Below are 14,450 nucleotides of genomic sequence, written 5' to 3' on the forward strand. Positions count from 1 at the left end.
CTTCGCGGTCAACAACTCACCCAGATACAACCCGTCCTGCCCGGTAATCCCGGTAATCAGCGCACGCGGCACGTCGAGTGTCCTTTCAGGGAGGTGGTCCTGGAGGTCGGGCTCAGCTCAGGGCTACGGGAAGGGCCGGATCGACGGCGTGGGCCGAGTCGACGCCATGGGCCGGGTCCACACCATGAGCCGGGTCCACACCATGGGTCGAGTCGACGCCGTGGACCGAGCCGACGCCGTGGGCCGGGTCGACGGCCACGGCGGAGTCGACACCCAGGGCGTCGGCGGCGGCGAGGGTGGCTCGGCTGGAGGCGAGCAGGTCCGCGGTGAGGCTGGTGTCGCCGCCACGGCACATCCGCAGGAAGGCCGCGGCGGCTTCGCGATGACCCTTGTCCTGGGCGCCGCGCCACCGCACCTGCCCGTCGACGACCAGCTCGCGGTAGTCGTCGAGCTGCACGTGACGGTCGCCGGCGAGCGCCTCGACCTGCTCCTTGCGCGCGGTCCGGGGGCGCGCGCAGCTGTAGGCGATCGTCGACAGGGAGCCGTCGACGTGTCGCAGGGAGACGGTGAGGTCCGAGGCGAGCAGCAGTTCGCCGTCGCGTCCGGCGAGTGCCGCGACCGCCTCGACGGGGCTGCCGGCGAGCGCCGCGCAGGCGTCGACGAAATGGCACACCTCGCCGAGCAGCCGTCCACCCTGGACCCGGTCGTGGTACCAGTGGCCGTCCGGGACAGGTCCGGCGGCGACCCGGTACACGGTGCTCAGCGGGCCCGTCCGATGGTCGAGCGCGGCCCGCGCGGCGACCAGCGCCGGGGAGAACCGTCGGTTGTAGCCGACGACCAGTGCGCCGCCGCCCTGCGCCGCGGCCCGCTCCACCCGGTCGAGGTCATCGATGGTGAGCGCCAGCGGCTTCTCGCACCACACGTGCCGGCCGCGGGCCAGGGCTCGCACGGCCAGGTCGGCGTGGGTCGCGTGCGGGGTGGCGATCACCACGACGTCGATGTCGTCGTCATCGAGGACCGCGTCGGCCCCGGCCACCGCACCGGCGAACCCGTGCCGGTCGGCGAACGCCCGGGCGGAACGTCCACCGGCCGAGGCGACCGTGACGAACTGGTCGAACCCGGCGGCGCGGAAGGCCGGCAGCAGCACCGAGCCGGAGAAGCCACCCGCGCCGATCCAGCCCACCCGGCTGCCCCGCCGCGTGGCCGCCGCGGTCACCCTCGCCCCGCGCTGCCGCGGAATCCGCACCCGCGCCCGGGGACCGGACGGCGCACCGGAGTCCGCGGAGGTGGCCGACCCGACGGAGGGAACCGACGAGGCCGACTCGGCCGACGAGGCCGACTCGGCCGTCAGGTTCGGCCGGGTGGACGGGGGCGGGTAGTCGAAGCGGATGGCGAGGTAGGGCTCGGTGCGGGCGGCGACGAGCTGGTAGGCCGCCGGGGCCTCGTCGATCGGGTAGGCGTGGGTGACCAGGTCGTCGACCTGGAGGCGGCCGGCGGCGAGCAGGTCGAGGACGGCCTCCTGGTTACGGCCCTCCGTCCAGCGCACCTGGCCGGCCGGATAGTCGACGCCCCACTCCTCGTAGCTGCGTTCGTAGCGGCCCGGCCCGTAGGAGCGGGCGAACCGCAGGGTCAGTTCCTTCTCGTAGAACGGGGTGCGGGCGAGGTCGAGACCGACGTCTCCGACGACGACCAGCGGTGCCCGGTCGCGGGCGATGGCGGTCGCGCGCATCACCGGCTTGGCCGAGCGTCCGGCGGCGCAGACGAGCACCGCGTCCGCGCCGCGCCCGCGGCTCCAGTCGAGCACGGCGGCGGTGGTGGCCTCGCCGGCCTCGGCGTGCGCCGACACTCCGGCCGCCCGGGCGGTGGCCAGGGGGAGTTCGGCCAGGTCGATACCCACCACGTCGCAGCCGCTGGCCAGCGCCAGGCGGGCGGCGAGCTGGCCGACCAGGCCCAGACCGACGACGGCGACGCGGCTGCCGGGCCCGACCTCGGCCAGGCGCAGCCCGTGCAGGGCGATGGCGGCGATCGTGGCGAAGGCGGCGGCGGCGGGCTCGACCTCGTCCGGTACCCGGGCGCAGAGCAGGCCCGGTACCGACTGGTATTCGGCGTGGTTGGCCCGGCCCGCACCGCCGGTGGCCACCAGGTCGCCGGGACGGATACCCGCCACCGCCGAGCCGACCTCGACCACCTGCCCGCAGCCGCTGTACCCGAGCGGGACGTCGCTGCCCAGCCGCTCCCGGACGGTGCGCACGGCCGAGCCGAGGCCGTCGGTGCGCGCCTTCGCCGCGACCTTGCGGACCAGGTCCGGGCGGGCCCGGGCCTTCGCCACCAGGCTCGCGCGGGCCAGTTCGGTCACCGCCCGCTCCGTACCGGCGGACACGATCGTCGCGGCCGTGGCCACCAGGACCTCGGTCGGGCCGATCACCGGGACGGGAACGTCGACGACCCGTACCGACCCCCCGGACGCCGCCTGCACCACCTGTTTCATCGCGTGCACCCTCCCGGCTGTGTCGCCGCGACGGAACACTCGCGGCCGTCATCGTGCAGCGCAGTGTAGTTGATGCACTACATTCAGCGACGAAGGCCGTTCGGAGGCCCCCCGACGTGTCAGAGCCGGAGGAACGGCATGCAGCCAGCGCTCGCCGCCGCATGCGTCACCGCGTGCGGCGCCACCGCGGTGACGACCCCAGTCGTGCTCGCCGCGATGCGCCGACTCGCCGCCATCGACGAGGTCACGGCGCGTTCCTCGCACCGGGCACCGACGGTGCGCGGCGGCGGAGTGGCCGTGGTCCTCGGCCTGTTCGTCGGGGTGCTCACCGCGGTGCTGGTGGCGAAGCACGACGGCCCGAACCTGCTGCCGTTCACGGCGGCCGCGACCCTGTTCGGCCTGATCGGGCTGGCCGAGGACGTCGGTGGCGTCACCGCGATGCGCCGGCTCGCGCTGCAGGTCGCGGCGGCGTTCGTCATCACGGCGATGACCGTGCTCGCCGCGGTACTCGGCGATCCGACACCGGGCCTGGCCGCGGTGCTGGCCGTCACCGTCTGCGCACCCCTGTGGATCACCGGCTTCGTCAACGTCTTCAACTTCATGGACGGCATCAACGGCATCTCGGGGATGAGCGCCGCGCTCGCCGGCGGCACCCTCGCCGCCCTCGGCGCCCTGCGGGACGCCCCCGCCGTCAGCGCCGGTGGCATTCTCGTCGCCGCCACCGCCCTCGGTTTCCTGCCCTACAACTTTCCCCGCGCCCGGATCTTCCTCGGCGATGTCGGCAGCTACACCCTGGGCGCCGTCATCGCCGTGCTGACCACGCAGGCGGTGCTGGTCGGCGTCCCACTGGAGGCGGCGCTCGCCCCGAGCGCGCTGTATCTCGCCGACACCTCGGTGACGCTGCTGCGGCGGGTCCGCGCGGGCGAACCGTGGCACACCGCGCACCGCAGTCACGCCTACCAGCGCCTCACCATCGCCGGTTGGACGCATCCGCAGGTCACCGGCCTGGTGGCGGGGGTGAGCACGGTCGTCGTCGCGCTGTCACTGGCGTCCTTCGGGCCCTGGCCGGGACGCCTGACCGCCGACCTGGCCGCCGCCGTGGTCCTGGCCGGGTACCTGCGTCTGCCCGATCGGGTCACGCTCGCGACCGTCACCGCCGCCACGACACCCTCGAGCGCCACCGCGCCGCCCGCGGCCACACCGTCGGCCGCGACACCGTCGCCGACGCTGCCCACCCAGCGGGTGGCACCGTCGGCGTCACCCAGCCCAGCGGCCGACACCACGGCCGGCGCCACGGCCGGCGTCTCCGGCGACACGTCGGGGGGCACGTCGGGAAGCCCTGCGGCGAGCACCCCGGCGGCGAGTACCTCGGCGGGGCGGACGTCGGCGGGGCGGACCTCCGGGCGTGACGCGTCATGAGTCGGGTCGCGGTGTTCGGCGCCGGCGGGTTCATCGGGACGGCCACGACGGTGGCGTTGCGGGCGGCCGGGCATGACGTGGTGACACGCCGGGCCCGGCGGCTGCGGGTCGACGCCGCGACGCTGGAACATCCCACCTGGACGCCCGCCCGGGACCAGATCGCCCGGCTCGCCGGCGAACTCGACGACGTCGAGGTGGTCGTGAACGCGGCCGGCATAGCCACCGCGGGGGCGGCCCGCACACCCATGCTGGTCGGGGGCAACGCCGCCTGGCCGCGGCTGCTCGCCGACGCCTGCGCGCGGGCCGGGGTGCCTCGGCTGGTGCACGTCTCGACGGCCGCGGTGCAGGGACGTGCCCATGTGCTCGACGAGTCGCTGCGCTACGCGCCGCTGACCCCCTACGCACGGTCGAAGACCCTCGGCGAACAGCTGCTGCGCGACGCCGCCGCGCGCGGACGGGTCGCCGTCACCCTCTACCGTCCGCCTTCGGTACACGGCTCGGGGCGTCGGATGACCGCCGCCTTCGCCGCGTTCTGCCGCCGCTATCCGCTGGTGACCTGCGGCGACGGCGACCAGCCGGTGCCGGTCGCCCTGATCGGCAACGTCGGCGCCGTGATCGCGGCGATCCTCGCCGCCGAGCACGCCCCGTTCGTCGTCGCCCATCCGTACGAGGGGCACACCGTGCGCTCGCTCTACGAGACGTTCGCGCCGGGCCGCCGGCTGCACACCGCACCACCCGCGCTGGTGCGCGGCCTGCTGGACGTCACCGCGCCGACCGGGCAGTGGCTGGCACCGCTGGGCGCGCTGTGCCGCCGCGCGGACCTGCTGCTGCTCGGTCAGGCGCAGCGCCCCGGCTGGCTGCGCCACCGCGGCTTCGAGCTGCCCCTGGGCCGTCCCGCCTGGCACGAGCTGGCCGCCGCGACCCGCCACGCAGAGATTCCCCTGTCCTCGCACGTTCCCTGACGCCTGTTGGAGGTCGATCACGGTGCCCCCCACTCCCGGCCGTCGCCGCGTCCTGATCATCACCCACTACTTTCCCCCCGAGATCGGCGCGCCCCAGGCCCGACTGTCCGAGACCGCGCGCGCCTGGGCGGCCGAGGGGCTCGAGGTCACCGTCCTGACCGGCATGCCGAACCATCCGACCGGGGTGATCCCCCCGGAGTACCGCGGCGCGCTCGTGCGCACCGAGCGGGTGGACGGCTACCGGGTGCTGCGCACCTGGCTCTACGCCACCCCCAACGAAGGGGTGGCACGCAAGACACTCGGCCATCTGTCGTTCATGGTCAGCAGTGTCGTGCTCGGTGGCCGGCGCATCGGGCCGTGCGACGTCATCGTCGTGTCCTCACCGACGTTCTTCCCCCTCGGCTCGGCGTGGCTGCTCGCCCGGCGCCGCCGGGCCCGGCTCGTCGTCGAGGTCCGCGACCTGTGGCCGGCGATCTTCGAACAGCTGGGGGTGCTCACCAACCGGCGGGTGCTGGGTCTGCTGGAACGGCTCGAACTCGCCGCCTACCGGGCCGCCGACATCGTCGTCACCGTCACCGAGGGATTTCGCGACGACATCGTGCGCCGGGGCATCCCTGCCGCCAAGGTGCACGTGGTGCGCAACGGCGTCGACCTGGACCGGTTCCGGCCGGCCGAGGCCGTCCCCGCCGGTCTGCGGGCGCGGCTGGGGGCACCGGGTGACGAGCCGCTCGTCCTGTACATCGGGGCGCACGGCATCTCCCACGGGCTGGTCTCCATCGCCGATGCCGCCGCCCGCCTGGCCGGGTCGCCGCGCGCCGACGCGCGCGCCGTGCGGTTCGCCTTCGTCGGTGAGGGCGCCGACAAACGCCGCCTCGTCGAACATGTCCGTGCGCTGGGCCTGACCAACACCACCCTGCATGACGGGGTGCCCCGCGCCGAGGTCGCCGCCCACGTCGCCGCCGCCGACCTGTGCGTGGTGCCGCTGCGGGACGTGCCGATGTTCGACACCTTCATCCCGTCGAAGATGTTCGAGCTGCTCGCCGCCGGCAAACCGGTCATCGGCACGCTGCGCGGTGAGGCCGCCCGCATCCTGCTCGACGCGGGCCAGGTCGTCGTCGCACCCGAGGATGCCGAGGCGCTGGCCGCCGCCATCACCCGCCTGGCCGCCGACCCCGAACAACGCGCCCGGATGGCCCGCGACGGCCGCCGCTACGTCGAACGTCACTTCAACCGCGACACCCTCGCCCACGCCTACAGTGACCTGCTGTTTCCGCCCGATCCCAGCGCGGTGGGGACGCCCGGTGTCCCCACCCAGCGCCAGCCGACGCCCCGCCCGTCGTTCGGCGGCGAGCGGGGCGTCGCCCGACGTGGCCTGAAGGGGACGGCATGAGAATCCTCATCACCGGCGGCAGCGGATTCCTCGGCCGCCGGGTCGTGGCCCGCGCCGTCGCCGCCGGCCACGACGTGCGGGCGCTGGCACGCGGCGACCAGGCCGCCCGGACGCTGCGCGAGCTCGGCGCCACCGACCTGCGCGGTGACCTGGACGATCCGGCGGGGCTCGCGGCGGCCTTCCTCGCCGCCGACGCCACCGCGCTGGTCAACCTGGCCTCGCTCGGCTTCGGGCACATCGGCGCGATCCTCGACGCCACCTCGGCCGGGCATCTGCACCGCGCGGTGTTCGTCTCCACCACCGGCATCCGCACCCGGCTGGAGCCACCGACCAAACGGGTACGCCTCGCCGCGGAACGCGCGATCGAGGCCAGCGGCCTGGACTGGACGATCATCCGTCCCACCATGATCTACGGCGGCGCGGACGACCGCAACATGGCCCGCCTGCTCACGCTGCTCGCCCACCTGCCCACCCCACCCCAGCCCGGACGGTCGGGGGGGCGGTCCTGGCGGGTGGGGCTGCCGCCGGTTCCGGTGCCGGTCCCCGGCGCCGCCCATCTGCACCAGCCGGTGCACGTCGACGATCTGGCCGCGACGGTGCTGCGCGCCGTGACCGCCCAGCGCTCCGTCGGCCGGGCCTACGACGTCGCCGGACCATGGCCGCTGCCGCTGCGTGACATCGTCACCGCCGCCGGATCCGCGTTGGGACGCCGCGTCCATCCCCTGTCCGTGCCGCTGGGACCGGCCCTGCTGCTCGCCCAGCGGTACGAACGGCACGCCGCCCGGCCACGGCTGAAGGCGGAGCAGATCGCCCGGCTCGCCGAGGACAAGGCCTACGACATCGGCCCCGCCCGCCGCGACCTCGGCCACCAGCCACGTCCCTTCGAGGCCGGCATCGCCGACCAGGCCGCCGCGATGGGCCTGACCACCCCCCACCCCGCGCCTTCCCCGGCCGCCGGCTCCGCCAGCGCCCTCACCACCGTCACCGCCGCCGCGCTGCCGCCGCCACGCCAGGAGGCGCGGCCTGGCGAGGGACACCGATCGACGCCGGGACGCTCCGGGGCGTCCTCGTGAGCACACCGGCGGAGTTCGGCCGCTACCTGCGCACCGTCGCGCATCTGCGTCCCGGCCAGGTCGTCGCCCGCGGCCGGCTACGCGCCCAGCGCGTCGGACTGCGTCAGGCTCCCCGCCTCGCCGCCGTCCTGCTCCAGGCCCGCCCCTCGCCCGGCTACTGGCCCACGAGCCATCTCCCCCTGGACGGCCAGATCGCGCTGACCGAACCGTCCTGCCCACAGCTGGCCCAGGGCCAGCTCACCCTGCTCGGCCACACCCGTGATCTCGTGCGCTCCGGCCGGCGGGACGCCCGTGGGCAGGGCGCCCGCGGGTGGGACTGGGAGCAGGCAGACGCCCCCCTGCTGTGGCGCTACCACCTGCACTACTGGGACTGGGCGTGGACCCTGATCAGGGACGGCGCCCCTGGCCGCGCCACGTTCGCCCGGCTCTACCTGGGCTGGCGAGAAGCGATCCCGCTCGGCCACCCGGTCGCGTGGTCACCCTACGTGGCGTCGCTGCGGGCCTGGACCCTGTGCGCCCTGCACCCGATCCTCGCCGCGCCGCCCCACCCCACGGCCGATCCCAGCGCCGATCTCACCGCGGGCCTCACCGCGGGTCTCATGGCGCAGACGCGCGCCACGGTGCGCGCCGACCTTGGCACCCTGCACGCGTACCTGCGCACGCATCAGGAGACCGACGTCGGTGGCAACCATCTGCTGAAGAACCTGAAGGCGCTGATCGCCCTCGAGATCGCGGCCGGTGACCGCCATGGACTGCGCCGCCGGCTGACCGCCCTGGTCCACCAGATCGACCGGCAGATCCTCGCCGACGGTGGCCACTTCGAGCGGGCACCCGCCTACCACTGCCAGGTCCTCGCCGACCTCGACGACATCGCCGGTCTGCTCGCCGCGGTGGGCCGCCCGGTACCCCGCGCACTGACCGACGCCGCCACCCGGATGCGCGGCTGGCTGTCCACGGTGCTCGGACCGGACGGCACGGTGCCGCTGCTCAACGACGGCTACCCGGTCTCCGCCGCGCTCCTGCGCCGGCTGCTGACCCCCCCGTTCCCCCACCCCGAACCACAGCCGTGCGCCCCACCGTCCGGACCGGTTCCCGTGACCGCGCCGGTCGCCACCACGAACCCGCCTGCCACCCGGGCCGAGGCGCGGGCCGTCCTGCTGGCAGAGAGCGGACTCGCCGTCCTCACCGCCGGCGACTGGCATCTGCTCGCCGACGTCGGGCTCCCCTGCCCCGACAGCCTGCCGGCCCATGCCCACGCCGACACCCTGGCCTTTCTGCTCTGGCTCGACGCCGAGCCGATCCTCGTGGACCCGGGAACCTCCACCTACACGCCCGGCCCGCGCCGCGACCACGAACGCGGCACCGCCGCCCACTCCACGATCACCGTGGACGACACCGACTCCACCGAGGTCTGGGGTGCCTTCCGCGCCGGGCGCCGGGCCCGTCCCAGCGCCGCCACCCTGCACCGCACGCCGACGGCGGCCACCGTCACCGCCGGTCACGACGGTTACCGGCACCTGCCCGGCGCGCCGCACCACCAGCGCCTGTGGCGTCTTGACCAGCACGGTCTCGTCCTGCGCGATCGTGTCAGCGGAACCGGCCAGCACCGCATCACCCTGCGTCTGCACTTCGCCCCCGGCATCACCCTCGCCCCGGACCCCCCGGCAGAGGCATCGGCGTTCCCGTCGCGACCGGTGCTCGTCACCCCGCTCGGGTGGAACCTGCTGCTGCACAACGATGTCCCCGGCCAGTGGCGGCTGCACACCACCCCCCGTGCCCTCAGCTGGGAGCGCACCGTGCCGGCGCTGAGCGCCGAGCTCACCGTCGACGCCGCCCTTCCCCTCACCCTGCGCACGTCTCTGACCGCGCTGCGCCCCGGCACCCCCGACCTCGGCGATCGACACCGCGTCTCCGTCCTCGCCCAGCCGGTCACCCACCCGGCCCCGCTCCGACGCTGACGCACGCACGCGACGCGGACGGCCATCCGCTGTACCCGGGAGCCCACCGGTGGCGGCACACGCGGCGCGGCGCGGCGCCGCCACCGAGCGGCCAGGCATGCCTACAGTGCGTCGAGTAAAGAACACTCTTGGTAAGAATGGCTGCCCGGAGCGGCCTTCGGCACACGCTGTGGACGTCGATGGGAGCCCGGCGGTCGGCGGGGAGGCGGGTCGCACCGATGACGTCCAGCTCAGTGCCGACGTCGGACCCGCCGCCGACGTTCGACCAGGCGCCGACGTCCGACCCGCCGCCGGCGGCGCACTCGGCACCGGTGGACACGGTGGGCGGCGGCGGGTTGTCCCGTGCGACGGCCGCGGTGCTGGCGGGTAACGCGGGAACTCTGCTGCTGGGCACGGCCACCGGTGCGTTGGCGGCCCGGGTGCTCGGGCCGACCGGACGCGGGGAACTGCTCACCCTGCAGACCTGGGCGAGCATGCTCGCGATGGTGCTGAGCCTGGGGGTCTCCCAGGCGCTGGTCACCGACGACGGCGCGGACGAGGGGCTGCTGGCCCCGCTGCTCGCGCACGCGGCGATGGTGGCCGCCCTCGGCGCGGCGCTGTTCGGCGCGGCCGCCGCCGGCGGAATCGGGCAGCGTGATGATCTCCAGTTCGGGCTGCTCGCGGTGGTCGGGGCGAGCCTGTTCGCGGCGGCGACCGTGGTCGGGTCGAACGCGGCGGGCCTGGCCCAGCGGCGCGGCCGGATGGGGGGCGAGTTCCAGGTCGTACGGCTGGTCCCGGCGGCGGGAACACTCGCGGTGTTCGTGCTCTACGCGGTGGTCGGGCAGCACAGTCCCGTGTGGTGGCTCGGCGCTATGGCGTTGACGTCCCTGGTGCCGCCGCTGGTCTACCACCTCCAGGTGCTGCGCCACCCCGATCCGTCCGGTCGTCGGGTCCCCGGGCGTCCGGGTGGGGGGATGCTGCCGTCACGGGGGTTCCTGCGGGGCGCGCTCGGGGCGTACGGCACGGTCGTCGGCGCACAGCTGATCTACAAGCTTGACCTGCTGCTGGTGGCGACCCTGCGGCCGGCCCGGGAGGTCGCGTTCTACGGGGTAGCGGTCGCGTTCGCCACCGCCTGCGCCACGATCTGCCAGGCCACCGGGATGGTCGTGTTCAGCCGGCTGCGGACACTCGTCGACCCGCGGGAACGTGCCCGCACGGTGCGGCGGGCGACGCTGGCCACCCTCGGGCTCGCCACCGTGATCTCCACCCCGGTGGCGCTGGTGGCACCGCTGGCGATCCGGCTCGTCTACGGGGCCGACTTCGCACCGGCGACGACGGCCACCCGCGTCCTGGTGCTCGCCGCCATCCCGCAGGCGGTCGACTACCTGCTCATCCACGTGCTGCTCGGCTTTCGCACGGCGCGCACGGTGCTGACGGTGCAGGTACCGGTGGCCGTCGCGACGGTGGCCGGACTACTGCTCGCGCTGCACCACGGGGGGCTCGGCACCGTCGCCGTCGTCTCCGGCGCGACGTACACCGCGTCCGCCGCCGCGCTGTACGTCGCCTGCGCACGCCTGCTCACCCGGGCGGCCGCCGACCCGGTGCGCATCCCCGACTCCCGACCCTCCACCGATCCCCCGCCCCCGGCACCTCCCCCGCCGCCAGCACCGGTGACAGCACCGATGGCGCCGGTGGCAGCCGGACCACGTACCCGCGGCGGGTGGCACCGCCGACCGCGAAAAACCCACCCGTCCAGGAGCACCGGACCTTCCAGGAGCAGTGATGACCACGCAGAGCCCCACCCGAGCGGACCAGACCGCGATCACAGAACGCTATCTTGACCTGCTCCGTTCCACGCTGACCTTCACCCTGTGGGACGGCGGCGACGGCAGCGTGTGGGAGCCACGGGGCAACGCCCGGCGGCTCGTCGCCCGGGCCGCCCAGCGCCAGGGCATGGAGATCGTCCGCCGGACACCGCCGGAGCATCGCGGCGACGGACGGGACTGGCCGCGGCTGGCGCACACCATGACCGGCGAACTGCGGATGCGCAACCTCCAGGAATGCGTCCAGCAGGTGATCCGGGACGAGGTGCCGGGCGACCTGATCGAGACCGGGGTGTGGCGCGGCGGCGCCTGCATCCTGATGCGCGGCGTGCTGGCCGCCTACGGCGTCGACGATCGGACGGTGTGGGTCGCCGACTCGTTCGCCGGCCTGCCCGTGCCCAACCCGCGGTACGCCGCCGACGTCGGCGACCGCCATCACGAGCACAGCGCGCTCGCCGTCTCCGTCGACCAGGTACGGGACAACTTCCGCCGGTACGGTCTGCTCGACGACCAGGTCCAGTTCCTGCCGGGCTGGTTCCGCGACACCCTGCCGCACGCACCCCTCGAGCGGCTGGCGGTGCTGCGCCTGGACGGCGACATGTACGAGAGCACCATCGACGCGCTCACCGCCCTCTACCCGAAGCTCGCCCCGGGCGGTTTCTGCATCGTGGACGACTACGGCGCCGTGCCCGGCTGCCGCGCCGCCGTGGACGACTACCGCGCCGCCCACGGCATCGACGAGCAGATCGTCTCGGTCGACTGGACAGGCGTCTACTGGCGCCGCGACCCCGCCCCCCACCAGACACCCACCACCACTCAGACACCCACCACCACTCAGACACCCACCACCGCTCAGACACCCGTCGCCGCACAGGGGCCGACCGCCCCACACGGGTCATGAGCGCGCCCGCACGGACCGGTCCGTGGACCGTCCTGATGGTCTGCACCGGCAACCTCTGCCGTTCGCCGCTGGCGCAGTATCTCGCCGCCGCCTACTTCCCGGCCAGGCGGGGCAGCCCGGTGGCCGCCGGGGTCACCCAGCAGCTGGCGATCACCAGCGCCGGGGTGCACGCCCGCGCCGGCGACCCGATGCACCGGCACTCCGTCGCGCTGCTGCGGGCCAGGGGCCTGGACCCCACCGGCTTCCACAGCCAACGGCTCACCCCCGAACTGGTCGAACGCAGCGACCTGGTGCTCTGCGCGACCCGGGAACACCGCTCGGCGGTGGTCACGCAGTGTCCGCGAGCCCTGCGACGCACGTTCACGCTGCGCGAGTTCGCCCGGCTGACCTCGGCGGTCCGACCCGGCGACCTGCCGATCGGGCCGGTGCGTCCAGCCGGGGAACTGCTCGTCGCCGCCGCCCTGCGGGCCCGGGCCACCGGACGGATCGTGCCGGCCGAACTCGACGATCTGACCGACCCCATCGGTGAGGGCCGTCCCCGCTTCGAGGCCTGCGCCAGCATGATCGACGACGCGCTGACCGGCCCGATGTCGCTGCTCGCCCATGCCTGTCAGGTGTGGCGCACCGGGCCGATGCCAGAGTCGGCCGGGCGTGTGCCGCGTCAGGGCGAGGGCGGCGACCGGGCACCGCGGGTGTCGCGGCACGGCGCGGAGGTCGGATGAGGATTCTCGTCGCCGACCGCTGGGTGGACGGCTACCTCGACGAGACGACGGTCGCCGGCGGCGTGCGCATCCGACCGACGCTGTGGATCACCCTGTTCCCGGTGGACGGCCAGTACTTCGTGCGCGCCGGCGGCCCACGGGAACTCGCCGCCTACACCCGCGAGTTCGGCGTGCAGGCCGTCGCCCGCAAGGGCCTGAGCCGACTCCAGGAACGCGGCCGCAACCGTCGTCACGTCGCGGTCGGCCTCGGCGTCATCCTGCCACCCGACAGCCCCGGCCCATCCGACATCCGCGCCACGTCCAGCGCCCCCGGCGGGGATCCGCTGACGGTGGGGACCACGGTCGCGTTCGTCGCGCCCGCCCATCCCGCCGGCATGGAACGGGTGGTGCTCGACCCGCGGCTGGTGCGCACCCGCCCGCGGGCCGGACGGGCCCCGGACGCGCCACTCGTGCGACGGGCCCGACCGGCCACCTCCACGCCGGACGTCGACGACGCGCTGATCGGCTGGTCGCCGGCGTCCGGTGCGCCGCTCGACCCGGCCAGCGTCGACCGACTGGTCGACTGGCTCGCCATCGAATGGCAGGGTCCCCGCCGCGACGACCAGCTGCTTCGCGCCACCAGCGCTGTCGCCACCCGCGCCCCCCGCCGGCAGGCGCCGCCGGACACCCGGTCGGTGACACCCGGCTGGGGGCGCCGGCCCACCGCCGCCCTGTTCGGCCTCGGTCACTATGCGAAGACCCAGGTCGTCCCGCACGTCCGCGACCATCTGGACCTGGTCCGCATCCACGAGGTCGACCCCGTCCAGATCGGTACCCGGCGCAACGACCGGATCACGTTCGACACCTCACCGCTGCCCTGCCCGGACGAGCCGACCGATGTGGACCTGATCGCCGGCTTCCATCACACCCACGCGCCGCTGGCCCTGGCCGCCCTGCGGCGCGGCGCGGTCGCCATCGTCGAGAAACCGGTTGTCACCACCGAGGCCGACCTGGACGAACTCGAGAAACATCTGGACGCCGGCGGCCGCCTGTTCGCCTGCTTCCAGCGCCGGTACTCCCCGATGAACGCCTGGCTACGGGCCGACCTGCGCCTCGCCGACGCCACCGAGCCGATGCTGTACAGCGCGGTCGTGTTCGAGGAACCGCTGCCGGCGCGGCACTGGTATCGCTGGCCGGTCTCCCGCAGCCGGCTGGTGAGCAACGGCTGCCACTGGATCGACCATTTCCTGTGGCTCAACGACTTCGCCCCGGTGCGCCGCCAGACGGTGTCGGTCGCCCGTGGCGGCACCTACACCGTGTACGTGGAACTCGCCAACGACGCGGCGTTGTCCCTCGTGCTGACCAGTGCCGGCGGGAGCCGCTACGGGCTGCGCGAACACACCGAGCTACGGGCCAACGGGGTCACCGTCACCATCGTGGACGGCGCCCGCTACACCGCCGAGGCGGGCTCCCGGCTGCTGCGGCGCCGCCGGGTCAACCGGTTGGACGCCTACCCGGCGATGTACCGCGACATCTGCACCCGGCTGGTCACCGGCGCACCCGGCGACACCGCCCGGGAGATCCGGGCGACCGCCGACCTCACCCTGCGCCTCGACACCGCCGCGACCGCCGACGCCGGACCCAGCTGAGCTCAGAACCCGGCGGGGCTCAGAACCCGGCGGGGCTCAGGATGCGGCGCGGTCGACCGGGGGGGGCCCCGGCCCCCCGGCCCCCCCCCGGGGCCCCCGGGGGGGCC

Annotated in this window: 10 protein-coding genes; 9 read left to right on the forward strand and 1 reads right to left on the reverse strand. The window is 74.6% G+C overall.

The window, feature by feature from the left end; all coding sequences use genetic code 11:
* Nucleotides 1-112 precede the first annotated feature (112 nt).
* Nucleotides 113-2,488, reverse strand: coding sequence for a bi-domain-containing oxidoreductase (locus MXD61_RS07495; RefSeq protein WP_248812107.1), 2,376 nt, complete (start codon nt 2,486-2,488; stop codon nt 113-115).
* A gap of 138 nt (nt 2,489-2,626) precedes the next feature.
* On the opposite strand from MXD61_RS07495, the gene MXD61_RS07500 reads away from it, so the two are divergent.
* The 9 genes from MXD61_RS07500 to MXD61_RS07540 all read left to right on the forward strand — a co-directional run bounded on the left by MXD61_RS07500 (nt 2,627) and on the right by MXD61_RS07540 (nt 14,343).
* Entirely contained in the window at nt 2,627-3,907 is a 1,281-nt protein-coding gene (locus tag MXD61_RS07500) for a glycosyltransferase family 4 protein (RefSeq protein WP_248812108.1), read from the forward strand.
* Nucleotides 3,904-4,869, forward strand: coding sequence for an NAD(P)-dependent oxidoreductase (locus MXD61_RS07505; protein ID WP_248812109.1), 966 nt, complete (start codon nt 3,904-3,906; stop codon nt 4,867-4,869). Before MXD61_RS07500 ends, MXD61_RS07505 begins: the two co-directional genes overlap by 4 nt.
* 22 nt (nt 4,870-4,891) lie before the next feature.
* Nucleotides 4,892-6,259, forward strand: coding sequence for a glycosyltransferase family 4 protein (locus tag MXD61_RS07510; protein ID WP_248812110.1), 1,368 nt, complete (start codon nt 4,892-4,894; stop codon nt 6,257-6,259).
* The gene (locus MXD61_RS07515) at nt 6,256-7,332 is read left to right on the forward strand and encodes an NAD(P)-dependent oxidoreductase (RefSeq protein ID WP_248812111.1); all 1,077 of its coding nucleotides are present in this window, start codon (nt 6,256-6,258) and stop codon (nt 7,330-7,332) included. Before MXD61_RS07510 ends, MXD61_RS07515 begins: the two co-directional genes overlap by 4 nt.
* The gene (locus MXD61_RS07520) at nt 7,329-9,290 is read left to right on the forward strand and encodes a heparinase II/III family protein (RefSeq protein ID WP_248812112.1); all 1,962 of its coding nucleotides are present in this window, start codon (nt 7,329-7,331) and stop codon (nt 9,288-9,290) included. The genes MXD61_RS07515 and MXD61_RS07520 overlap by 4 nt, the downstream gene beginning before the upstream one ends.
* 218 nt (nt 9,291-9,508) lie before the next feature.
* On the forward strand, nt 9,509-11,110 hold the full coding sequence (locus MXD61_RS07525; RefSeq protein ID WP_248812113.1) for a lipopolysaccharide biosynthesis protein: 1,602 nt from the start codon (nt 9,509-9,511) through the stop codon (nt 11,108-11,110).
* Complete coding sequence (locus tag MXD61_RS07530; protein ID WP_248812114.1) at nt 11,052-11,993, forward strand: TylF/MycF family methyltransferase; 942 nt, start codon at nt 11,052-11,054, stop codon at nt 11,991-11,993. Before MXD61_RS07525 ends, MXD61_RS07530 begins: the two co-directional genes overlap by 59 nt.
* Complete coding sequence (locus MXD61_RS07535) at nt 11,990-12,715, forward strand: protein-tyrosine-phosphatase (protein WP_248812115.1); 726 nt, start codon at nt 11,990-11,992, stop codon at nt 12,713-12,715. The genes MXD61_RS07530 and MXD61_RS07535 overlap by 4 nt, the downstream gene beginning before the upstream one ends.
* Nucleotides 12,712-14,343: an oxidoreductase gene (locus MXD61_RS07540; RefSeq protein ID WP_248812116.1), complete on the forward strand. Its 1,632-nt coding sequence runs from the start codon at nt 12,712-12,714 to the stop codon at nt 14,341-14,343. Before MXD61_RS07535 ends, MXD61_RS07540 begins: the two co-directional genes overlap by 4 nt.
* Nucleotides 14,344-14,450 lie beyond the last annotated feature (107 nt).

It is taken from the genome of Frankia sp. AgPm24 (assembly GCF_023243055.1).
GTDB classification, from domain to species: domain Bacteria; phylum Actinomycetota; class Actinomycetes; order Frankiales; family Frankiaceae; genus Frankia; species Frankia umida.

What these genes read in the sequence shown, in the direction of transcription:
- MXD61_RS07540 (WP_248812116.1), top strand. Translation starts at nt 12,712, where the DNA reads ATGAGGATTCTCGTCGCCGACCGCTGGGTGGACGGCTACCTCGACGAG.
- MXD61_RS07505 (WP_248812109.1), top strand. Translation starts at nt 3,904, where the DNA reads ATGAGTCGGGTCGCGGTGTTCGGCGCCGGCGGGTTCATCGGGACGGCC.
- MXD61_RS07500 (WP_248812108.1), top strand. Translation starts at nt 2,627, where the DNA reads ATGCAGCCAGCGCTCGCCGCCGCATGCGTCACCGCGTGCGGCGCCACC.
- MXD61_RS07535 (WP_248812115.1), top strand. Translation starts at nt 11,990, where the DNA reads ATGAGCGCGCCCGCACGGACCGGTCCGTGGACCGTCCTGATGGTCTGC.
- MXD61_RS07495 (WP_248812107.1), bottom strand. Translation starts at nt 2,488, where the DNA reads ATGAAACAGGTGGTGCAGGCGGCGTCCGGGGGGTCGGTACGGGTCGTC.
- MXD61_RS07515 (WP_248812111.1), top strand. Translation starts at nt 6,256, where the DNA reads ATGAGAATCCTCATCACCGGCGGCAGCGGATTCCTCGGCCGCCGGGTC.
- MXD61_RS07530 (WP_248812114.1), top strand. Translation starts at nt 11,052, where the DNA reads ATGACCACGCAGAGCCCCACCCGAGCGGACCAGACCGCGATCACAGAA.
- MXD61_RS07525 (WP_248812113.1), top strand. Translation starts at nt 9,509, where the DNA reads ATGACGTCCAGCTCAGTGCCGACGTCGGACCCGCCGCCGACGTTCGAC.